Below are 23,148 nucleotides of genomic sequence, written 5' to 3'. Positions count from 1 at the left end.
ACGCAACAATGTCCAGACTCACCCAAGAACAGCGACTGCCCGGCCTTGCGCTGCGCAAGACCGTCCTGTGCCTGACCATCGGCTGCATCGTTGCCGGCCTGAGCGCCTGCGCGGTCAAACCCGAACCTGTCAGCCTGGATCAGCAACTGGCCCAGGCCAGTGCCGACCGCAGCAAGATGTTCGATCAGCAAGAGCACCTGAACCGACCGGTCAGCCTCAACGAAGCCATGGCGCGAGCGGTGAAGTACAACCTGCAACAACGTGTGGGCCTGATGGAACAAGCCATGGAAGAAGGTCTGCTCGATACCCAGAATCTGTCGATGCTGCCGCAACTGGCCGCTCGCGCAGGCTGGCGTGGCCGGGACAATGTCGCGGGCTCGTCCAGCGAATCGGTTCGTACCCGCACCCAGTCGCTGGAACCTTCCACCAGTTCTGATCGTTCAGGCCATACGGCTGACTTGCAGTTGTCGTGGAACGTGCTGGATTTCGGCATCAGCTACTTCGGCGCCAAGGTCCAGGCCAACAAGACCCTGGCGGCTGAAGAACGTCGTCGCAGGGTGATTGCCGACATCATCCAGCAAGTACGCACCGCTTACTGGGACGCCGCCACCGCACAACGCCTCAAGCCGCAGGTTCAATCGACACTGGTGCAGGCCCGCGCCGCACTGGATCAGGCCCGCGTTACCGAGCGCGAGCGCTTGCTGACGCCTATCGACTCGTTGCGCTACCAGAAAAGCCTGGTGGAAATGATTCGCCAACTGGAAGTGCTGGACGGTGAACTGGCGCTGGCCAAGGCACGCCTTGCAGGCTTGATGAACATTCCGCCTGCCAGCCAGTACACCCTGGCCGTCCCGGACGATGCCAGCATGACTGCGCCCGCCGTGGCCTACAGCCTGGACGATCTGGAAACCCTGGCCATGACCCAGCGCCCGGAAATCCGTGAAGAAACCTATCAGGCCCGCAATGCGGTACTGGAAACCCGTATGGCGATGCTCAAGCTGTTGCCCGGCGTCAATCTGTTCGCAGGCCTGAACCGTGACAGCAACAGCTATCTGGTCAATGAGCAATGGGCCGATGCAGGCATGCAGATCAGTTGGAACCTGATGAGCGTGCTGTCCTATTCGTCGATCAAGAAGACTGGTGAAACCCGCGAAGCCGTGGCTGAACTGCGTCGCCAGGCCGTGCGTATGGCAGTGCTGACCCAGGTCAACGTGGCCTGGCAGCAATACCAGCGCGCCAACAAGCTATTCGAGCGCTCCAACGAGCTGCAACGTTTGCAGGACGGCATCCTGGCGCAAAGTGAAAGTGCCTACAGCAGCCAGGCCCAGAGCCTGCTGGAAAAGGTACGGATCGAAACCGAAACCGTACTGGCGAAACGCACTCGCGACCGCAGCTTCGCAGAGTTGCAAGCCACCTACGGCGCCATTCAGCAGGCTGCCGGGCTCGATCCCCTGCCCCAGCGTCTGGCAGGCGAAAGCATTGCCGAACTGACCCAGGCCATTGCCCGCAATGCGGTCGACCTGGCAAGCGGTCAGGTGCAGATCCCACGCTTTGAAACGCCTCTGAATACCGCAGCCCAAAGCCGGCCGGCCTCCACCAGACCCGTCGCCATTGCCCCGATTGCCAGAGTCGATATGTTCGACAGCCTGGGGTCGTTGCAAGGCGTGGAACTCAAAGAGCAAGGAAGCACGGCAAATGCACGCTGAACCTGCCTCCATCAGACAGCATTCACGAGTCTGGCTGGCGATTCTGATCAGCGTTGCCGCCAACATGGCGCATGCTGCTGATACCCAGCCAGTGTTGCGCGTGCAACTGAGCGCCATTGCCCAGACCACGCTGTCCAGCGAGGTCGCCGGGAAGATCACCGAACTGTCCATCAAGGAAGGTGAGCGATTCAAGAAAGGCGACCGGCTGGTAGCGTTCGATTGCAGTGTCTATCAGGCGCAGTTGAATCGCACCGCCGCCGTGCAGGAAGGCGCACGCAAGAAGCTTGAAGTCGCCAATCGCCTCGACAAGCTCAACTCCATCAGCGTCGCCGATGTCACCCAGGCCCAGGCAGCCATGGCGGTTGCCAGGGCCGAAAGCGGTATCAACCAGGCGATTCTGGGACGCTGCGCAATCACTGCGCCCTTCTCGGGGCGAGTCGCGGCACGCAAGGCGCAACGCTGGGAGTACGTCGCGGAAGGCAAGGAGTTGCTGAGCATCTACGATGACAGCGCCTATGAGCTGGAACTGATCGTGCCGTCCAACTGGTTGCGCTGGCTCAAACCGGGCCAGAACTTCAGCGTGCATCTGGACGAAAGCGGCAAGGACTATCCGGCGCAGATCAGCCGGATCGGCGCGATCATCGACCCGGTCAGCCAGTCGGTGAAAGTATTCGGGCGCATCACCCAGAGCGATGAAAGCCTGCTGCCCGGCATGAGCGGCGTGGCGAAACTGACGGCTCCGGGTGAGTCATGATTCAGGCGCAAAGCCGTTCCATGGAACACCTGACCTTGCTGGTCCAGTTGGAGCAGCAAGTCCGCGCCGCCGAGAGCCTGCAAACGTTGAGTTTCATTCTGCTCAACGACAGCCACTCGCTGCTCGAATACCGGCAAGCCATCCTCTGGCGCTGCGACACCCAGACCATACAAGGTTTCTCGGGGCTGGCCGTCGTGGAGCAGCAGGCCCCCATGGTGACCTGGCTTAACCGCCAGTGCCGCCGCTGGGAACAGACCGACAATGCCAGGCATATTCATGAACTGACCGCTTCGACAGTACCTGCCGAAGACCAGCCGCAATGGAGCGAGTATTGCGCACATCGCCTGATCTGGCTGCCGTTGCAAAAGGCAGGCGGCCCGCTTCTGGGAGCGTTGCTCTTGAGTCGCGATGCCCCGCTGCGCGACACAGAACGGCTGTTGGCTCCACTGCTGCTGGATTGCTACGGCCACGCCTGGAGCAGCCTGCTGGGGCATCGTCCACAACGACAACCACTGCGCAGACGCAAGCGCCTGTGGTGGGCTGCCGGATTGGCAATGGCGGCAGTGTTGATGCTACCGGTACGCCAGTCGGTATTGGCTCCGGCGGAAATCGTTGCACGGGACCCGGCTGTGCTGCGGGCGCCGCTGGCTGCGGTGGTGGACCGCATTCTGGTTCAGCCGAACCAGCGAGTCACCGCTGGCCAACCGCTGGTACAACTCGATACCCGCGAGCAAAGCAATCATCTGGAGTCGGCTCGTCAGGCCTACGCCGTGGCCGATGCCGAACTGCGTCAGGCTCAGCAACAGGCGCTGTTCGACGAACGCAGCAAAGCCACGCTGGCCACCCTGCAAGGACGGCGCGAGCAGGCCAGAAACGATGTCGAGTTCTATACCGCCAATCTCAAGCGCCTGAGTATTGAAGCGCCCCGTGACGGCATCGCGATTTTCGATGACCCCAGTGACTGGATCGGTCGTCCCGTCAATCTGGGTGAACGCATCATGCTGATCGCCGAGCCCCAGGATGCCGATCTGGAAATCCAGTTGCCCGTCGCCGATGCCATTGCCCTGCAAGCGCAGACACCGGTGAAACTGTTCCTGAACACCGACCCGACGTCACCCCTGGATGCAACCCTGCAACGCATCGGCTACCGCGCCAGCGTCAACCCCGATGGCGTCATGGCCTATCGACTGAAAAGCACTTTCGACACCCAGGACCCACGCATTCGCATCGGCCTCAAAGGCAGCGCCAAACTGTATGCCGAACCCACGGTGTTGTTCTACTACCTGTTGCGCCGACCTCTGGCAGCATTGCGTATCCATGTGGGGCTGTAAGTGATGCACAGCCCTTCAAGCATGGACCTGCCACAACTGCGCCAGGAACTGAAACTGCATCGCGGTCCAAGGCTGCGCGACGGCTCGCCAAGCTGGACACTGGAAGATCCTGCTCGCGGGCAGTTCTTCCGGCTTGGCTGGGCCGAAGTGGAAATGCTGGCCCGCTGGGAAACCGGCAACAGCCAAAGGGTGCTGGATGCGGTCAACACCCAGACATCCCTGACGCTGGACATTCAGGACGTCAAAGGTTTTGCGGCGTTTCTCGGCAACCTGCAACTGGTCCAGACCCAAGGGCAGGAAGGTAACGAAAGACTGCTCAAAATCAGCCAGCAGAACAAACATGGCTGGGCCGGCTGGCTGATGCACAACTACCTGTTCGTGCGTATTCCGCTGGTCAATCCCGATGCGTTTCTGGAGCGTTCATTGCCGTGGGTGCGACCGTTGATGAGTCGCGGCTTTGCCCTTCTGACATTGATAGCAGCCTTGACCGGCCTGATTCTGGTCGCCCGTCAGTGGGACGTCTTCGTGCATACCTTACTGCACTTCTTCAGCCTTGAAGGCGCGCTGCTGGCGGCCATGACCCTGGGTTGTACCAAGGTGCTTCACGAACTGGGGCATGCCTACACCTGTAAACGCTTCGGTTGCCGGGTAGCCAGTATGGGCGTGGCCTTGCTGGTGATGTGGCCGGTGCTGTACACCGACACCACCGGAGCCTGGCGCCTGACCGCACGTCGCCAGCGTCTGGCGATTGGCGCGGCAGGCATGCTGGTGGAGCTGTCACTGGCGGCCTGGGCGACCCTGCTCTGGAGTTTCTTGCCTGACGGCCCCTTGCGCAGTGCGGCCTTCATGCTGGCGACCACCACCTGGATTCTGACCCTGGCGATCAACCTCAGCCCCCTGATGCGTTTCGATGGCTACTTTCTGCTCTCCGATGCGCTGGACGTTCCCAATCTGCAAAGCCGTGGTTTTGCGCTGGCCCGCTGGCGTCTGCGCGAATGGCTGTTCGGCCTGGGCGATCCACGGCCTGAAGTGTTCGAGCCGTGGCTGGAGCGTACGCTGCTGATCTACGCCTTCGGCACCTGGATCTACCGCTTTTTCCTGTTTCTGGGCATTGCCCTGCTGGTCTATCACTTCGCGTTCAAGTTGCTGGGGCTGCTGCTGTTCGCCGTCGAGATCGGCGTTTTTATCCTGATGCCGATCTTTCGCGAGTTGCAACACTGGGCCGGACGCCGCAAGGACTACCGCATGAACCGCAATACCCTGATCACCACCGCTGTGCTCGCCGCTCTGCTACTTGGCGCCTGCCTGCCATGGCGCAGCAGCGTTCAGGCTCCGGCGTTATTGCGCGCCAGCCAGCAGGCAACCTTGCTGGTGCCCAACGGTGCCCGGCTGCAAAGCATCGATGTGCGGCCCGGCCAGATTATCCAGCGCGATCAACCGATGTTCCGCCTTGAGGCCCCCACACTGACTCATGAGCTGAGCAACCTTGAGCTCCAGATCAAGACCCTGAGCTGGCAACTGAGCTTCCAGCGCATGGACAGAGACGCCTCCGCCCGCTTACCGGTGGTGCAACGCGAACTCGATACCGCTCAGGAACGCTACAACGCACTGCGCAGCCAGATCGATCAGTTGCAGATTCGTGCGCCCTTCGACGGTATCCTCGTCGATATCGCCGAGCCCCTGGCCGTCGGCCAATGGCTACCGCCGGGAGAGTGGCTGGCGACCCTCGCCGCACCGGGCAGCGCATTGATCGAAGCCTTCGTCGGTGAGCAGGACATGCATCGCATCACGGCAGACAATCGTGCCTGGTTCTACCCCGAGGACCTGTCTCGCCCGCGCATCGAACTGCTCGTCAGCAGCGTCGAGCAAACCGCAGTCCGCAAACTGGCCTCGGCTCCCGAACTGGCCTCGGACTATCAGGGCGCTATCGCAACCCGTCTGAACAAGGAACATGAGCCAATCCCGGAACAAGCGATGTATCGGGTTCTGCTGCGCCCGAGTGGACCTGCGCAGAACATTCAACAGGCCCTCAGAGGCAGCGTCAGCATCGACGCCGAGACGCGCAGCCCGCTGCTGTACGCCTGGCAGAATGTGGTCGCCGTATTGATTCGCGAAGCCGCATTCTGACCTTAACAACTCTTAATGGACCCGCGATTGTTGGCACCTGACGCGGACTCTATCGTGCAGTTCTACTTTCACGCTGGAGTCCGACATGTCCACCGCCACCCTTGCAGAACCACTATCACGCGCCAAACGACTGAAAGCCGGGACTCATACCGAACACGACAACATCAACGATCTGGTCATGCGCAACGAGCCCTTCCAGAGCATTGCAAACTACGGCAACTTCCTGCGCCTGCAACATGGTTTTCATGGTGCGCTGCAACCGGTCTACCTCAATGAAAACCTGAACGAATTGCTGCCAGGCCTGAGCCAGCTCGACCGCTTCCCGGCCGTCGAAGCGGACCTGAACGATCTGCAGATTCCCACACCGCACACCCCGGCACCGGCTGCCATCGGCTCGGTCTATCAGGCACTGGGCTGGCTGTATTGCAGCGAAGGCTCGAACCTGGGTGCTGCAATCCTGTTCAAACACACCCGCCAGCTCGACCTGAACGAAACCCACGGCGCACGCCACCTTGCCGCCCACGAAGACGGTCGCGCCCTGCACTGGCGCGCCTTCGTCCAGCAACTGGATGCACTGGAACTGACTGAAGAACAGGACAAGGAAGTGATTGCCGGGGCACGGGCGGCGTTTGATTTCTATCGTGACCGGTTGCAGCAGGTGTATGGCGTGGTTTGATGGATTGGCTTCGCGAATGAATTCGCTCCTACAGCGTGTAGGAGCGAATTCATTCGCGAAGGAGCACTCATGAAAGACTAAATTTCACTATCGGCTTTTGATCGACTCGATAACCGCCTCGGTAATATCCAGCACGACCTTTTTCTCGTTGAACACGATGCTGGAGTCGCTACCCACTACCAGTTCGTACTTTTGCGAGCGGGCATAGTTTTCTATCGCATCGTCAGCCGCCTGCTCGATTTTCTTCCGGATATTGATATCGAATTGCCGTCTTTTTTCTTCTACTGCTTCCATGCCCGCAAGCCGAACACGCAAGTCCGAAACCAGTTGATCGCCTTCCGCAACCCGTGAGCAACGTTGGGCAGCAGTTGGGGAGCTTCCATTAGCAATCATGATTTGCTCATAAGACGACAACCCTTGAATCGCTCCCGTAGAGGGCTTGGACGTGCCTGCTGGCGTCTGGCTTGCAATACAACGTGAAAGAGCAGACTGCCTCAAATCGCTGATCTGCCTGCGTAGTTGCTCCTGATCAGTGCGCTGCTGCAAGGGATCACCCAACTCGGACGGGTAAGGATTAGCCTGACGAATACGCTCGGACAATGCAGAAACGATAACGGATTTCTTCACCTGCGCCCAAGGCAGTGGAGGTTGAGAACCAAACTCGAATCTACAGGCCGATAACGGCAGACAGAGGAGCAATACGGCAAGAGTCTTGTAGTGCATGAGTATTCCCTTAGGTGAAAAAATTGCAGCTCTTATGCCCGTGCAGCACAGCAAAGTACAGCGTTTACTGACTTAGCCGCGAAGCCCCTTCCAGCGTTTTCCAGAGTTTGCGCATGGTGGGGTTTTGATTGGCTATCGCGCAGTAAGAGCGGATTTCCAGTCGGGTGCTCCACTCTTCGCCACCGGCTCTTACCAGTAACCCTCGTTCAAGCTCGTCGACAACCGCGCTTTGTGGCAACCAGGCCACGCCGTAGCCTTCTATGGCCATGCGCATCAGGAGCATGGCCATATCGGCTTCGTAGCAGCGTTCCAGCTTGACGGGCGTCGGGCCGTTCTTGATGACGATATCGGCGACGCGCCCCAGAAAAGTCGTTGCGGTGTAGGCAAGGTGCGGGACGGGTTTTGCGGCGCTGCCCGGCAAGCGGTACAGGGGCTGGCCTTTCTTGTCCGGGGCGCACAAGGGGATGAAAGCGTCATGCCCCAAGGCCAGGCTGCCGAAGCGTTCGGCGTTCAGCAGGATGGGCGCAAGGGGATGGTGGTAGACGATCATCAGGTCGCAACTGCCCTCCTCCAGGGCAATCACGGCGTCATGGATGTTGGCAGCCACGACCCGTGCGTTGAATTGCTCGTTGTGTTGCTGAAACTGCGAAAGCCATTTGGGCAGAAACGTCATCGACAGGCTGTGCCCGGCCGTGACCTGAATGGAACGCCCAGGCATGCGTTCAACTTCACGCAAGGTTGAGCGCAGTCTCAGCAAGCCTGCCAGCACTTCGCGGCTTTCTTCACAGAACGCGCTTCCGGCAGCCGTAAGCCGCACGGGATAGGTGCCACGGTCTACCAGTTCAACGCCCACCCATTCTTCAAGTGACCGAATCCGTCGCGACAGGGCCGATTGGGTCACGCAGCGAACTTCTGCCGCACGGGAGAAGTTCTTCCACTCGGCGATAGCCAGAAGGTCGTCCAGCCATTTGATTTGCATACAGGCATCTCCCGCTGTGAGAAGTGCATTTTACGTCGGCTTCGCGGCCCTATCGCTGCCATTTCAACAACTATTCCAAAAGCGCATGGGTTTAGCATGATTACTCATCATCGCCGCCAAGCGCTTCCCTAGAATCGCCGCTAGCACCAGGGCCACGAGAGCCATTGGGCGAATCTGATTTGTCTCCTGCCGGATAAAAAAATCAAAAACCACTTGAGGACAGCTTCGTGAAGAAAAACAGACTTCCACGGCAAATCGCGATGGGCATTGCACTGGGCGTGCTGGTGGGTTGGGCGTGTCACCATTTCGCAGGGAACGAGCAGAATGCCAGGCAGATTGCTTCGTACTTTTCGATGATCACCGATATTTTCCTGCGCATGATCAAGATGATCATCGCACCGCTTGTATTCGCCACACTGGTTGGCGGCATTGCCAGCCTGGGGAACTCACGATCGGTCGGGCGCATCGGCATGCGTGCCATGGCCTGGTTCGTGACGGCCTCGGTGATCTCGCTGACAATCGGCATGGGGCTGGTCAACCTGTTTCAGCCGGGAGCCGGGCTGAATATGGAAGTCGTTCAGCATGCGACAGCGGCTGTGCCAGTCAATACTGGCGACTTCAGCCTCAAGGTATTCATCAGCCATGTGTTCCCCCGCAGCATTGCCGAGGCCATGGCCAATAACGAGATCCTGCAGATCGTGGTGTTCTCGCTGTTCTTCGGCTTTGCGCTGGCTGGCGTCAAGCGCGCCGGTTACACACGGATCACCGACACCATCGATGAGCTGGCCAAGGTGATGTTCAAGATCACCGATTACGTCATGGCCCTGGCACCGATTGGTGTGTTTGCAGCCATCGCTTCGGCGATCACCACTCAGGGGCTTGGTCTGCTGGTCGATTACGGCAAGCTGATCGCCGAGTTCTATCTGGGGATTGCCGTCCTTTGGGCTGTGCTCTTTGGTGCTGGCTATCTGTTCCTTGGCCGCTCCGTTTTCACACTGGGCAAGCTGATTCGCGAGCCCATCCTGTTGGCGTTCTCGACGGCCAGCAGCGAATCCGCTTATCCAAAAACCATGGAAGCCCTGGAGAAGTTCGGTGCGCCCAAGCGGGTTTCCAGTTTCGTATTGCCGCTGGGTTATTCGTTCAACCTCGATGGTTCGATGATGTACCAGGCCTTCGCCATCATGTTCATCGCCCAGGCCTACAACATTGACCTGAGCTTTACCCAGCAACTGTTGATCCTGTTGACGCTGATGGTCACCAGCAAAGGCATGGCAGGCGTGGCTCGTGCTTCGGTGGTCGTGGTCGCCGCGACCCTGCCGATGTTCAACCTGCCGGAAGCCGGGCTGCTGCTGATCATCGGTATCGATCAGTTCCTGGACATGGCGCGCACCGCCACCAACGTCGTGGGCAACAGCATCGCCACTGCCGTGGTCGCGAAATCCGAGCCACACGAAGATCCCGATGAAACAGCAGATAACACAGATGTACGCGCCCAATCCGGACACCCGGTTTCGGTCGCCTGAGGAGCAGGGTCATGAAGAGAAAATCCAGGTCGGCCAGCAAGGGAGCCTTTGTCCGCAAGCTGGGTATCGTCGGTGGGCTGGGCTCGCTGGCTGGTGGTGACCTCTTCTACAAGCTGGTCAAATCCAGAGCGGTGCTTGAGGATCAGGGCCGCTACCACTTCCTGTTCGAGCAGCACCCGTTCAAGGACGTGCTGCTGCCTCTGGACAAGGAGGCCAACATGACGTCACGCAAGTTCTATGTGTTCCAGGTGTGCAAGTCGTTCGAGGAAAGCGGCGTCGATGCGGTGATGCTGCCCTGCTTTGCCAGCCATACGTTCCGCGCCGAAATCCAGGAGGAGTTGGGCATTCCGGTGCTGGACATGATGCAGGCGCTGGTGCGACACATTCGACTCATGATCAAACCCGGAACGACCCTGGGTGTAATTGCTTCGGACTTCGTCGCTCATTCAGGACTGTTCGAGCGGTATCTGGGCCAGGATTTCAGGATCGTTTATCCCGATCCCGAAGCGCAGTCTGCACTGATGGAAGCGATGTACGGCCTCAACGGCATCAAGGACGGCCACCTTGAAGGCGCGCCTCTGGAAACGGTCTATCAGGCGTGTCTCTCCTTGCAGGCGCAAGGGGCTGCGGTGGTGATCCCCGGCATGACGGAGCTATCGCTGGTTTGCCCAGAGCTTCAGCGCCGCGGGGTATCGGTTCTGGATATCAACGAGATCTACGCAAGCTTTGCGACCCTGGAAAAAGGCCAGCCTGCACGCCTGGCGTTCAAACTGGGTATTGTGGGCGGTGTAGGCCCCGCCGCCACGGTGGACTTCATGGGCAAAGTGGTTGCCAATACGCCAGCGGGAAAGGATCAGGAACACATCAAGATGGTGGTCGAGCAGAATCCGCAGATCCCTGATCGCACCGCCAGTTTGCTGCACGACGAAACCGACCCGACCATGGCGATGTACGCAACCTGCAAACGCCTGGAAAGCGCTGGCGCAAACGCCATCGCAATCCCCTGTAACACCGCTCACGCTTTTGTCGAACGCATCCAGCCTCATTTGCGGGTGCCCATCGTCAACATGCTGACCGAGACGGTGGAGTGGATCGTGCAGCAATACGGTTCGGGCAAGACCGTCGGCCTGCTGGCCACATCCGGTACGGTGCAAAGTCAGGTCTACCACGAAGCGGCAAGCCGCGCAGGGCTACAGATCATCACGCCGGGGCTCGATTATCAGCACATGGTCATGGAAGCCATCTACGGCGAGCGCGGCATCAAGGCCGGATTCACGGAAGGTCTTTGCAAGGAGCAATTGCTGCTGGCGGCGGAGCACCTTTGTGAACTGGGCGCTGACGTGTTGATTCTCGGCTGCACGGAATTGCCATTGGTGCTGGCCCACAGCGAGGCGTTTCAGATAATGGACCACAATGTCGCACTGGTCGACCCGACCACGATTCTTGCGCTGAAATGCATTGAGTTGGCGGGTGAAAAGCCAGTCAGGGTAAAGATCGATGCGGCTTGAAAAGTGAAACGTAAAGGGCGCCTCACAAGCGCCCTCTGGATGAATTGACACGATGTTTGTCACCATGGCATTGACAGCTTTCTTCCCCCCGCTCCCCACGCCCGGAGATATTTTTTCCATCAGTGGCTCGACGGTGTTTTTTATCGTATCGCCTTCGATCCTTGTCACTGCAAATACCCTGGAGTCTGTTTCCAGAATGCTTTCAATGGGGACTTGAGCATTGTCCGTGGTTCCCGACACACGCAAGTCAGAAGCCGTTTTGATCTTGAAATAATCGGCCTTTGCTTCACTGAGTTGCACCAGAAGCTCCAAGTGCTCTCTGACAACGGGCTCGGCGTCAGAACCCTCTGTTTTCACGAACGAGCGCAGCGAATACAACGTACTCATAAAATCACCCCAATAAAGTTTCTGCAGGTACACACGGCCAGGAGTCAGCCCTCTTCTGCTCTCAAAACAGCTTGGCCAATATAAGTACAAGTGGATCAACTGAACATCCTTACCACTGCACGATGCACTCCCGACCACCAGCGCAGATCAGGATTTCCTCATTGCAGACATCGGTGGGACCTGCGTGATCGGTCATCGCTGCCGGCAAGCCATGGCGACGGGCATCGGCAGAGCAAAAAATTTACATCCAGTTACATTCACACTCAGTAATAATTCTCAAAAGAGATGTTATATTGTATCTATAACTATCAGGAAATCCTCCATGTCGTCTCGTAAAATCGCGTCTCTGACCAGCCTGGCAATCGGAGTGCTGGGCAATGTCAGTTTCGCTGAAGAATTGCCGCAAACCCTCGAACTGGACAACGTCAACATCTCCTCCGATTACCACTATGAGACGGCCACCAGCCCGGTTCAGGGTTATCGGGCCACGCGCTCGGCAACGGCGACCAAGACCGACACCGCCATCAAGGATATTCCGCAATCCATCAGCGTGGTTCCGGCCTCGGTACTCAAGGATCTGGGCAGCAACAATGTCGAACGCGCCCTGGACTATGCTGGCGGCGTGTCGAAGCAGAATAACTTCGGCGGCCTGACCCTTTACGAGTACAGCATTCGCGGCTTTACCACTTCGGAGTTCTACAAGGATGGCTTCAGCGCCAACCGTGGTTACCCGACGACTCCGGACACCGCCAATATCGAGCGTATCGAAGTCTTGAAAGGCCCTGCCGCCAGCCTGTATGGCCGTGGCGATCCGGGCGGTACGGTCAATATCGTGACCAAAAAGCCGCAGCGCGAAGCCTTCACCACGCTGCAAACCAGTGCCGGCAGTTGGGATCGTTATCGCACGGCGCTGGACGTCAACACACCTCTGGATGAAGAAGGCAATGTCCTGTCGCGGGTCAATCTGGCGGTCGAGGACAACAACAGTTTCCGCGATCACGTCGAGAGCAATCGCGTGTTCGTGGCCCCGTCTTTCAGTTGGCAGCTGAATCCCGACACCAGCCTGTTGGTGGAAACCGAGTTCGTACGCCACAAGTCGACCTTCGACCGTGGCATCGTCGCGCCGAACAACAAGTGGAGCGGCATGTCCCGTTCGACCTTTCTGGGCGAGCCGGACGACGATATCGATAACGACAACAACATGATTCAGGTCGCGCTGGATCATCATCTCAATGATGCCTGGTCGCTGCGTCTGGCCAGCCATTACAAGGAAGGCGAACTGTCGGGCTACGCCAGTGAATCCCGGCCGTTGAGCGCCAACTCGCAAACCGTCAACCGCCGCTATCGCGAACGCGACATGAACTGGCATGACAGCATCACCCAACTGGAACTGCGCGGCCGTTTCGACGCCGTGGGGCTGGAGCATGAGGTGCTGATCGGCACCGAATACGAGAACTACCGCAAGAACGAGCGGGTTACCAATATTGGCGGCAGCAACTATGCCATCAATATCTACAACCCGGTTTATGGCCAGGCCAAACCCAATGGTGCCCGCACCGGTACGGACTTCTTCGAGCACGTCGAAAGCCGCGCCCTGAACCTGCAGGATCAGATCGTTTTCACCGACAAGTTGCGCGGCATGATCGGTGCTCGCTACGAGCATTTCGATCAGCAGATCGATGACTACACCCCTACCGCAACCAACCCGACCTCAAGACAGCGCCATGACGCCTTCACCCAGCGCGCCGGCCTGCTGTATCAACTGACGCCACAAGTCGGCCTGTTCGCCAACGCCTCGACCTCGTTCAAACCCAATAACGGTCTGGATGCCTCAGGTAAAACCTTCGATCCGGAAGAAGGTGTCGGTTACGAGATCGGGATCAAGAGCGAGCTGTTCGACGATCGCTTGAGCACCACCCTCGCCGCCTTCCATATCGAGAAGGAAAACGTGCTGGCCCTCGATCCTTCCACCGACAGTAACCGTGCCATCGGTGAGGCTCGCAGCCAGGGCCTGGATCTGCAACTGACTGGTCAGGTGACCGACGCCATTCGTGTGATCGGGGCCTTTGCCTACATCGATGCCGAAGTGACCAAGGGTGACCGGACCATTCCGACCGGCAGCCGGATCCTCGGTGTCGCCAAGCGCAGTGGCAGCCTGCTGGGCGTTTATGAATTCCAGGAGGGCATGCTGCGAGGTTCGGATGTAGGCGCTGCGTTCACGTATGTCGGGGATCGCTCCGGTGAAGCCGGGACCAGTTTCGAGCTGCCGGCCTACCATACCGTGGATCTGCTCGCCCATTACAAGGCCACTGAGAACGTGACCGTTGGCCTGAACCTCAACAACCTGTTTGACGAGAAATACTTCGAGCGCTCCTACAGCAATTACTGGGTCGCACCCGGCGAGCCACGCAACTTCACTGTCAGCCTGACCCTCAACCTCTGACCGGAAAACAAGGACGCATCATGATTTGCAAACCATCAGTTCTGGCCTTGAGCCTGCTGGGCGCCCTTTTCGCGGGCCATGCGAGCGCTCACGGTCTGTGGACCGAACAGCGTCGCGGCAATATTGAAGTGGTCTATGGCCATGGCGCAGAAGACAACGCCTTCAAGGCGCAAAAGGTCAGCGGAGCCTGGGCCTATGATCTTGCTGGCCGGATGGTTCCGGTTACCGTGCAGCGTCTGGACGACCATGCACGCCTGCAACCCCTGAAGCCGGTGGCTGTCATGTCCGTGGCGCTGGACAACGGCATGTGGACCAAAAGCAAAGACAAGAAATGGATCAACGAAGGCCGCAGCAAGGTACCGGGCGGCACCGAGTCGATCCATACCTTCAAGTACAGCCTGGCGATTTATGAGGAAGGCGCTCGCTTGCCGTCATTCGACAAACTGAAGTTCGTGATCGTGCCTCAGGTCGACCCGCTGACGGTCGGGCCGGGCAAACCGTTGCCGGTTCGCGTGCTGGTGGATGGCAAACCTGCGGCGGGTATCAAGCTGTTCGGGGATTATCGCAGCGCCCCGGACGTGGTGAGTGCCGAAACCGATGCTGAAGGTCGCGCCAATGTGGTCGTGCGTAACGAGGGGTTGAATGTGATCGCGGCCGAAGTGACGCTGCCGGTCAAGGACAATGCCGATATCGAAGAGCGAGGCCTGTTTACCTCGCTGACCTTCGTGGGTGAAGCACATCACGATTGATGCAAATCCGTAGGAGATCACCCGCCGCCTCGGCTCCGCGCTGTCAGCAGGTGTTTCCAAATTAATGGTTCGGCTTGAGGCCGCCTTGCGCCTTTACGGCGCGTCACTTTGGTTTCGGCCAAAGTAACCAAAGCCACTGCTCCGGGTTCGGCCCCGCCTTGAGGCGGGGTTCCTTCGCTCCGGCAGTGATCCGGCGGTCGCCGCAATGGGCCATCCATGGCCCTGTGCGGCTAACTCTGCATCCCTGCAGAGTTCCCACCGGATCACTACCTCCTCTCAGCCTTCACCCACGTCGCGTTCTGCGGTGCTCTCACCATCGTGCGTAGGAGCGAATTTATTCGCGAAACAGCAGACGATGTGTTTTGGGGATGTGATCAGAAATATTCCAGACACCGCCGATTGCGACGTGGGTGAAGGCCGAGTGGAGGTATTGTGCAGTGGGGTGCGAGGCAGGACGCCGAGCAAGCGCCGCAGGGCCATGGAAGGCCCGTCGGCGCGTACCCACGGAGCAATGCCAGAGCGAGGGAACCCCGCCCCAAGGCGGGGCCGAACCGGAGCGAATGGTTTCCCCCCTTTGCCGAAACAAAGGGGGCCGCCGTAAAGGCGGAACCGGTAGGAGCAGCACATACCAATAATGGATATGTACGCCGGGTAAAGTTTTACCCTACGTAAAATACTTTCTAATTCATGCTCTTGCGTCTTGTTTGATGGGAGCAAATTTATTCGCGAAGGCATTTCAAACGACGTATCTCTCTCGGATGTAATACCGCCTTCGCGGACAAGTCCGCTCCTACAAGTATTTCAGCCAGGTAATATCACGCCGCCGCGCTTTCAGCCCGGCAAACCAGCGCACCGCCGGAAACAGCGCCACCGCCAGCAGCACTGAACTCAGCCATACGCCCCACATCGCATCGAAGCCGAAGTAATCGCCCTGATTCTTGCCCCAGATCGCCACGGCAATCAGGTACAGGAACTTCAGCACATACAGGTGCAGCAAGTAGAAGAACATCGGTGCTGCGCCCAGGGTCACCAGCGGTTTCAGCCAGCCCTTCTCCTGAATACGCTCGAACCAGATCAACACCAGCAGACCAATGCCCAGTGTCAGGCTGATGAACAGCAATGACGGCGGGTATTTGGTGATATTGAAAAAGCTCATCAGCGTCTGTACGCCGGTTTCGCCAACGCTCCAGGGCTTTTCGCCATAGCCGTTGATCACGCGCAGGACCATGAAGCCAATCAGCGCGCCCAATCCCCAGACCCACAACCGGCTGCGACGTGCAGCAGCATCCATACTCGATGTGAACCATGGTCCGGCGGCATAACCCAGTGCGATAACGCCGATCCAGGGCAGCAGCGGATAAGAGGTGCGTAAACGCAGGGTGTCACTGACTTCGATCCAGCCACGATCATGCAGAATCGCCCATGGTATATGCATGGCCGACTCGACACCGAAATGCAGCGAGTCCAGCAGGTTGTGCCCGGCGACGATCACCAGACCGATCACCACCAGCGCCCAGCGCGGCAGAAACACCATCGCAGACAAGGCCACCATGCTCAGGCCGATGGCCCAGATGACTTGCAGGTAAATGATGGTCGGCGGGAATTTGAAGGTCCAGGCGAAGCTGACCAGGGTGAATTCCAGGGCAATCAGGAACAGGCCGCGCTTGAGCAGAAAGGCGGAAACGTCAGTCCGGCCACTGTACTTTTCGCCGTACAGGTAGGCCGAAAGCCCGGTCAGCAGCACGAACAATGGCGCACATACATGGGCCAGCAAGCGGCTGAAGAACACTTCCGGAGCTGTGGTGGCGACATCCATGGGATCGCTGACCTGACGATGCAGGAAGAAGGTTTCCCGCACATGGTCCAGCAACATGAAAAGAATGATCAGCCCGCGCAGGGCGTCGATCGATCGCAATCGCGAAGACGGCGCAGGTGTCGAGGGAACAACTGTTGTCATGGGAAGCTCTTGTCCGTGGGAAGCTGTAACAGGTGCATGATGTTTCAAGAGTGCGGGCAAGCCTCGCGCACACAAAACGCCGCGCGCATTGTGCCGCAGACGGGCTTGCCCATGACAGCGCTATGTTATTCAGAACTCGTTCTGCAAGGCCTTATAGCCGCGAACCAGATCGATATTGGTATGTGCCACGTCCTCCGAGAATTCAGAAGCCGAAATACTTACCGGCGGGAATTGCGAAAGATCGGTGTTCGGGCCGATACGTGTGGTGGATGGCACATAGAAGCTTTCTGGCAGATCGCGGCCATCGACCACCGAGTTATGGCGCACGACGCTGCCATTACCCACCTGACAGTTGAACAACACGCTGTTGAAGCCGACGAAAACCCGGTCGCCCACCGTGCAGGGGCCGTGGACGATGGAACGGTGGGCAATGGAGGTGTATTCGCCGATGGTCACCGCCGCGCCGGACTTGGAGTGGATGACCACGCCGTCCTGGATATTGGAATTGGCACCGATGATGATCGGGTCCATATCGCCATTGGCGTTGACCTCGTCGGCGCGGATCACGGCATAGGGACCTACAAAGACGTTGTCCTTGATGATCACCTTGCCGCAAATGATCGCGGTTTTATCGATATAAGCCGACTCGGCAATGACCGGCAGATGGCCGGAAGGATTCTTGCGGATCACGGTGGTAGTCCTCAGGACATATAGTTGGAAGTGTATGCCACAGCATCGTGGGGGTGCAGGCTTTCAAGGTGACGCACGCTGACACTGGACGCGGCGAACAGCCCTTCCAGTGCCTGCTGGATCTTGCGTGCAGCGTCTTCGACGTACATCAGGTTCTTGCCGTTGAGGCGGGCAAAGGCCTGTTCGTCAGCACGTTTGACGGCGGTCTGAACCGGGGTGCCCAAGGCGCTTTCGGTGGCATCGATCAACGCCATCAGGCCAAGCACGGTTGCCTGCTCCGGGATGCGCACCTGGACCGTTGCGACGCTGCGCTGACTATGGGGTGTCGCGAAGGAGGCATTCTCTCGCAGCCAGGCCGCCGCATGAGCGGGGCTCAATGCTTCCTGACCGGCAAAGCGCGCCAGAAACGCCTCTTCCACAAGCTGGCGCGACAAGGCTGCCGAACACGGGCAGGTCGAGGAATACGTGACATCCACCGCAGCATCGAGCAACAGACTGCCTCCAGTCCAGACCGCGTTCAACGTTACCGGATAGGATTTCCAGCCACTCAAGCCTTGAGTCTTCAATGCCGGTCGGCGGCACAGCAGATTGAAACTCACCTTGAGCCGGGAGCGACTGGAGTGGCAGTCGGCATGGCTGGTAACCATGGCTTCGAGCAGCGCCGCCATGGCGCCAGGGGTGAATGGCTGATGTACGGCGAAGCTGTCGAGCAAGGTATAGAGGCGCGACATATGGATGCCCTTGACGCTGGGATCGGCCAGGTCGACCTGCAGATCAACATAGGCATGTATCGGATGCACCACACCGGGTTCGCTCAGCAGAATCGGGACTTCGACACCTTGCATGCCGACCCAGTCAAGGGCGATCAGGGCTGCGGAAACTTCCGTCAGGGCAACGTCAGGGAGGGGGTTATTCATGTCAGTCGGTCATCTCGTTGGCCTGCTTCGCCACAACGGACGAAGCATGATGTAAGCGATATGAGCGGCGTGCTATGCCAGCTCATATTGATACACTATAACATTAACAACGATAGAACCAGACATGCCCGCTCAGGTATTGCGACTCATGTTTTGGCCAGTTCTTCGATCAGGAAGTCCCGAAACGCACTGACCGCCGCAGGCAGGTTGCGGCCCGCCATGCTTTGCAACTCGATACGCCGGGCTTTCATGCCTTCGTCACTGATCGGCAGGGATCGAAGCTCCTTGCCGAGCAGACGCCTGTCCAGGGTCATCTCACTGGACAGGCTGATACCCCCCTCCTCCCGGACAAAACGCAACAAGGAGCCAATGTAATTGCTGGTCAGCACCGGATCGAACAACAGGCCCTGCACACCACAACAGATATCGAACAACTGGCGCAGTGTCGTATCGGTATTGGTCAGGGCGATGGCATAAGGCTGAAGCTCTGCCAGCGAAACCTCCGAGCGGTCTGCCAGAGGATGGTTGTTGCTGACCACCGCGCAGATGGCTCCGGTATGGATGTATTCGACCTTGATCTCCTTTTGCGGCGTCAGGCTGAACGTCAGGCCAAGGTCGGCATCGCCGGAGCGTACCTTTTCCGTGGCCTGGGCCGGTGCGCAGACTTCCAGTGAAAAATGGATGCCTTGATAGGTCCGGCGAAACAGCGCGATGGCCTTGGGCAGAAACTCCAGGGCGAAGCCTTCGGAACAGGCAATGCGCACATGACCGCGTTGCAGGCCGTGCAACTCGGTGATTTCCAGTACCACCTGCTCGGCTTCGAGCTGGGATTTGCGTGCATAGGCCGCCAGGCGTATCCCCGCCTCGCTCAGCACCATGCCTCGGGCGCGCCGCTCGAACAGCACCGCATCCAGATCCCGCTCCAGTTTGGCGATCTGCCGGCTGACTGCCGAAGCCGCGACATTCAGTCGCAAGGACGCTTCACTGATAGACCCGCAACGCGCCACTTCCAGAAAGTAGCGCAAAGCCGTGGATTGCACACCGTAGAGCTGCATGACCACCTCCAGCATTGCCTTTTCGGCAAAGCAAGTATCGAAAGATTGTGCTTGTGGCATTGATACGCTTTGCCTAGAGTCGTGTCGAGGCCTAATAAAACCATTGCCTGCTTGTACCCCTTTCTCCTTTCGCATTTGCGATCCACTGCCCTTTGATACAACCACTTCGCCTTTTGGAGATGACGGCATGGGCATCAAGGGTTTCGCTCGCAGCATTGCGCTGCTGGGCTTGTTCAGCAGCTTTTCCGCCTTCGCAGGCAAAGCCGATGACACGCTGGTTTACGCATCCGACAGTGAACCTGAAAACATCAGTCCTTATCACAACGACTTGCGCGAAGGCGTCATTCTGGGTCGACTCATCTGGGATAACCTGGTCTATCGCAATCCCGACAGCGGTCAGTTGGAACCCATGCTGGCCACCAGCTGGAAACAGGTCGACGACAGCACCATCGATTTCAAATTGCGCCAGGGCGTGAAATTCCACAACGGCGATGCCTTCACGGCCGACGATGTGGTGTTCACCCTCAACTATGTGGTTTCGCCGGACTCCAAGGTCGTCACCATACAGAACGTCGACTGGATCAAGAGCGCAGAAAAACTGGGGGATTACAGCGTTCGCCTGCACCTGAAAAAGCCCTTCCCGGCCGCCCTCGAATACCTGTCCAACGCAGTGCCGATGTTCCCGAAAAACTACTTCGAGAAAGTCGGCCTGGCTGAATTCAGCCGCAAACCGGTGGGCACCGGTCCTTACAAGGTTGCGTCCATCACCAGCGGCGTAGGCGTGAACATGGACAAGAACCCGGACTACTTTCAGGGCAGCCCTCAAGGCCAGCCGAAAATCGGTCATATCCAGTTCAAGGTGATTGCCGACTCCGAAACACGTCTTGCCGAGCTGATGACCGGTGGCGTTGACTGGGTCTGGCGCGTGGCACCGGATCAGGCGCAAAGCCTCAAGGGCATGCAAAGCCTGGTGGTAACCAGCGGCGGGACCATGCGTATCGGCTTTTTGATCCTCGATGCACGGGGCACCTCCAGCGCCGATTCGCCCATGAAACACCTCAAGGTGCGTCAGGCGATCAACCACGCCATCAACCGTGAGGGTCTGGCTTCACAACTGGTGGGCGGCGAAAGCAAGCCGCTGCAAGTGGCCTGCTACCCTGGCCAGTTCGGTTGCGACACCACGGCTGCCACGGTCTATAACTACGACCCGGCCAAGGCCAAGGCGCTGCTCGCGGAAGCGGGCTACCCCAATGGTTTCGAGACTGAAATCTTCGCCTACCGTGACCGCGACTATGTAGAAGCGATTATCGGCAACCTGCGCGCCGTAGGCATCAACGCCAAGCTTCGTTACTTGAAATACGCAGCACTGCGTGACCAGCAACGCGGCGGCAAGGTGCCGATGTCGTTCCAGGCCTGGGGCTCGTTCTCGATCCTCGACACCTCGGCCTCGGCCGGTACCTGGTTCAAAGGCAACCCGGACGACAACATCAAGGACCCGCAAGTCCAGAGCTGGCTGCAAACAGCAGACAACGCGCTGGACCCTCAGGTGCGCAAGGACAATTACCGCCTGGCCTTGCAGCGCATCAGCGAACAGGCCTACTGGGCACCGCTGTTCAACTACTCGATGAACTATGCGTATGTCTCGGACCTGAACTTCAAGCCGTACCCGGACGAACTGCCGCGTTTCGTTCTGTCGAGCTGGAAGTAAGCGCCACCTGAAGTAAATCGGTGAGTGCGGCACCACTGCGCACTCATCAATGTCATCCCATGGATACAAGGTCACTTGCCATGTTTGGATTCCTTCTGCGCCGTCTGGGTATCGCCTTGTGCGTGGCGATTACCGTGTCGGTCATCAGTTTCTCCCTCTTGCACCTTTCAGGTGACCTGGCTACCGCCATTGGCGGACCGGAAGCCACCAGCGAACAGATCGAGCAGATCCGTGTGCAGTACGGCCTCGACAAGCCGCTGGTCACTCAATACTTCAACTGGCTGAGCGACCTGCTGCGTCTGGATCTGGGTGATTCGTTCTTCTTTCAGGAGTCGGTCTACAACCTGATCGCCTCGCGTCTGTCGATCACCCTCGGGCTGGGAGCCATGGCTTTAGGCATCGCTCTGCTGATTGCCATTCCGCTGGGCGTACTGGCGGCGGTCAAGCGCGACACCTGGATCGATCGTCTGGCCTTGAGCATCGCGGTGCTGGGTCAAGCAATGCCCAGCTTCTGGTTTGCCCTGATGCTGATCGTGGTGTTCTCGGTCACGCTGAAATGGCTGCCGGTTTCCGGCAATGCCACCTGGGCACATTTTGTAATGCCCGCCATTGCCCTGGGCTACTACGCCACGCCGGCCATCATGCGCCTGACCCGCGCCGGGATGCTCGATGTGCTCAACTCCGACTACATCCGCACCGCTCGCGCCAAAGGGCTGCGTCCTTCTACCGTGCTGTTCAAGCACGCGCTGCGCAATGCCTTGATCCCCGTGGTCGCACTGGCGGCCGTGGAATTCGGCTTCATGCTCGGCGGCTCGGTGGTCATCGAGACGGTGTTCTCCCTGCAAGGCATCGGTCAACTGGCCTGGGATGCCATCGCCCGTGACGACTTCCCGGTGGTTCAGGCCGTGGTGCTGCTGATTGCCGTGATCTACATCGTTCTCACCCTGCTGGCCGACGTGCTCAACGCACTGCTCGACCCGCGCATTCGCGTGAAATAGGAGGCCCCATGAGCACGACGACTTCATCCGCTCTGGTCATCAATGACTACCAGCCACCGGCGAAAAGCATCCTGCGAAGCCTGCGTAACAGCCTGCGTCATCGCGGCTTTGCGATTGGCATGTTGCTGCTGGCAATCATTCTGTTCGGCGCGTTGTTCGCGCCGTGGCTTGCGCCTTACGACCCTTACGCTCAGGACGTCATGCTGCGCATGAAACCGCCGGTATGGATGGCCAATGGAACCTGGGATTACATTCTGGGCACCGACAAGCTGGGCCGCGATTACCTGTCGCGCCTGCTCTATGGCGCACGCATCTCGCTGTTCATCGGTTTCTCGGCCGCGCTGATTTCCGGCCTGATCGGCACGATCATGGGCCTGTTGGCAGGCTATTTCGGTGGCAAGGTCGATGCCGTGATCAGCTACCTGATCACCACCCGCCTGGCCATGCCCGTGGTCATGGTCGCGCTGGCCTCTGCCTCGCTGATGGGAGGTTCGCTGAAAGTGGTGATCATTCTGCTTGGTTGCCTGCTATGGGACCGTTTCGCAGTGGTGGTCCGCGCGGCGGTGCAACAGATTCGCGATGCCGAATATGTCGCCTCGGCCCAAGCGTTGGGTTGCTCGACCTTTCGCATCCTGGCCAGTGAAATCCTGCCCAATCTGGTGGGCGCGCTGATCGTGGTTGCCACCCTGGAAATGGCCCACGCCATCCTGCTGGAGTCGGCGCTGTCGTTTCTGGGCGTGGGCGTACAACCGCCGATTCCGTCCTGGGGCCTGATGATCGCCGAGGGCAAGCCCTACATGTTCTTTTCCCCCTGGGTCATCGCCATCCCCGGTGTCGCACTGATGGTGCTGGTGCTGGGTATCAATCTGGTCGGTGACGGCCTGCGTGACTTGATCCTGCCCGATGGGCGCAACTGA

At 58.8% G+C, this 23,148-nt stretch carries 18 protein-coding genes; 12 read left to right on the top strand and 6 right to left on the bottom strand.

The features are described 5' to 3' along the window. Positions 1-8: 8 nt before the first annotated feature. The 5 genes from Q6A51_RS01095 (at position 9) to Q6A51_RS01075 (ending at position 6,594) form a co-directional block, all read left to right on the top strand. Positions 9-1,706, top strand: a complete 1,698-nt coding sequence (locus tag Q6A51_RS01095; protein ID WP_304573918.1) for a TolC family protein — start codon at positions 9-11, stop codon at positions 1,704-1,706. Next, entirely contained in the window at positions 1,696-2,460 is a 765-nt protein-coding gene (locus Q6A51_RS01090; protein WP_051427722.1) for an efflux RND transporter periplasmic adaptor subunit, read from the top strand. Before Q6A51_RS01095 ends, Q6A51_RS01090 begins: the two co-directional genes overlap by 11 nt. After that, positions 2,457-3,791 carry an efflux RND transporter periplasmic adaptor subunit gene (locus tag Q6A51_RS01085; protein ID WP_304573917.1) on the top strand — a complete coding sequence of 445 codons (1,335 nt, stop codon included), beginning with the start codon at positions 2,457-2,459 and terminating at the stop codon, positions 3,789-3,791. The genes Q6A51_RS01090 and Q6A51_RS01085 overlap by 4 nt, the downstream gene beginning before the upstream one ends. 3 nt (positions 3,792-3,794) lie before the next feature. Further along, the gene (locus tag Q6A51_RS01080) at positions 3,795-5,918 is read left to right on the top strand and encodes an HlyD family efflux transporter periplasmic adaptor subunit (protein WP_304573916.1); all 2,124 of its coding nucleotides are present in this window, start codon (positions 3,795-3,797) and stop codon (positions 5,916-5,918) included. Positions 5,919-6,003: 85 nt separating this feature from the next. Further along, positions 6,004-6,594: a biliverdin-producing heme oxygenase gene (locus Q6A51_RS01075; protein ID WP_304573915.1), complete on the top strand. Its 591-nt coding sequence runs from the start codon at positions 6,004-6,006 to the stop codon at positions 6,592-6,594. A gap of 87 nt (positions 6,595-6,681) precedes the next feature. Here the strand turns inward: Q6A51_RS01075 and Q6A51_RS01070 are convergent, their stop codons facing one another. Both Q6A51_RS01070 and Q6A51_RS01065 read right to left on the bottom strand, forming a co-directional pair. Beyond that, the gene (locus Q6A51_RS01070) at positions 6,682-7,317 is read right to left on the bottom strand and encodes an OmpH/Skp family outer membrane protein (protein ID WP_201017675.1); all 636 of its coding nucleotides are present in this window, start codon (positions 7,315-7,317) and stop codon (positions 6,682-6,684) included. Between the two features lie 64 nt (positions 7,318-7,381). Then, a complete protein-coding gene (locus Q6A51_RS01065) occupies positions 7,382-8,296 on the bottom strand; it encodes a LysR substrate-binding domain-containing protein (RefSeq protein WP_201017676.1) in 915 nt (304 codons plus the stop codon). 227 nt (positions 8,297-8,523) lie between these two features. On the opposite strand from Q6A51_RS01065, the gene Q6A51_RS01060 reads away from it, so the two are divergent. From Q6A51_RS01060 to Q6A51_RS01045, 4 genes are all read left to right on the top strand, one after another. Then, complete coding sequence (locus tag Q6A51_RS01060) at positions 8,524-9,819, top strand: dicarboxylate/amino acid:cation symporter (protein WP_304573914.1); 1,296 nt, start codon at positions 8,524-8,526, stop codon at positions 9,817-9,819. Between the two features lie 11 nt (positions 9,820-9,830). Further along, the gene (gene cuyB / locus Q6A51_RS01055; RefSeq protein WP_304573913.1) at positions 9,831-11,327 is read left to right on the top strand and encodes a cysteate racemase; all 1,497 of its coding nucleotides are present in this window, start codon (positions 9,831-9,833) and stop codon (positions 11,325-11,327) included. A gap of 709 nt (positions 11,328-12,036) precedes the next feature. Beyond that, a complete protein-coding gene (locus tag Q6A51_RS01050) occupies positions 12,037-14,157 on the top strand; it encodes a TonB-dependent siderophore receptor (protein WP_304573912.1) in 2,121 nt (706 codons plus the stop codon). 20 nt (positions 14,158-14,177) lie between these two features. Further along, positions 14,178-14,906 (top strand): DUF4198 domain-containing protein, encoded by a 729-nt coding sequence (locus Q6A51_RS01045; protein WP_304573911.1) that lies wholly within the window; start codon positions 14,178-14,180, stop codon positions 14,904-14,906. Positions 14,907-15,696: 790 nt separating this feature from the next. Here Q6A51_RS01045 and Q6A51_RS01040 read toward each other — a convergent pair. The 4 genes from Q6A51_RS01040 to Q6A51_RS01025 form a co-directional block, all read right to left on the bottom strand. Further along, positions 15,697-16,863, bottom strand: coding sequence for a DUF1624 domain-containing protein (locus Q6A51_RS01040; protein ID WP_201017682.1), 1,167 nt, complete (start codon positions 16,861-16,863; stop codon positions 15,697-15,699). A gap of 129 nt (positions 16,864-16,992) precedes the next feature. Further along, positions 16,993-17,553, bottom strand: a complete 561-nt coding sequence (locus tag Q6A51_RS01035; RefSeq protein ID WP_025259656.1) for a gamma carbonic anhydrase family protein — start codon at positions 17,551-17,553, stop codon at positions 16,993-16,995. 11 nt (positions 17,554-17,564) lie between these two features. Further along, positions 17,565-18,470, bottom strand: a complete 906-nt coding sequence (gene folE2 / locus Q6A51_RS01030) for a GTP cyclohydrolase FolE2 (protein ID WP_304573910.1) — start codon at positions 18,468-18,470, stop codon at positions 17,565-17,567. Positions 18,471-18,616: 146 nt separating this feature from the next. Continuing rightward, on the bottom strand, positions 18,617-19,525 hold the full coding sequence (locus tag Q6A51_RS01025; protein WP_304573909.1) for a LysR substrate-binding domain-containing protein: 909 nt from the start codon (positions 19,523-19,525) through the stop codon (positions 18,617-18,619). Positions 19,526-19,712: 187 nt separating this feature from the next. On the opposite strand from Q6A51_RS01025, the gene Q6A51_RS01020 reads away from it, so the two are divergent. From Q6A51_RS01020 to Q6A51_RS01010, 3 genes are all read left to right on the top strand, one after another. Then, on the top strand, positions 19,713-21,233 hold the full coding sequence (locus Q6A51_RS01020) for an ABC transporter substrate-binding protein (protein WP_304573908.1): 1,521 nt from the start codon (positions 19,713-19,715) through the stop codon (positions 21,231-21,233). An 80-nt stretch (positions 21,234-21,313) separates the two neighbouring features. After that, positions 21,314-22,231: an ABC transporter permease gene (locus tag Q6A51_RS01015; RefSeq protein ID WP_201003030.1), complete on the top strand. Its 918-nt coding sequence runs from the start codon at positions 21,314-21,316 to the stop codon at positions 22,229-22,231. Positions 22,232-22,239: 8 nt separating this feature from the next. Further along, complete coding sequence (locus tag Q6A51_RS01010) at positions 22,240-23,148, top strand: ABC transporter permease (protein ID WP_201003032.1); 909 nt, start codon at positions 22,240-22,242, stop codon at positions 23,146-23,148.

It is taken from the genome of Pseudomonas serbiensis (assembly GCF_030580745.1).
Lineage (GTDB): Bacteria > Pseudomonadota > Gammaproteobacteria > Pseudomonadales > Pseudomonadaceae > Aquipseudomonas > Aquipseudomonas serbiensis.
Note: the sequence above shows the minus strand (reverse complement) of the source record. Positions and strands in the feature narration are given on the sequence as shown.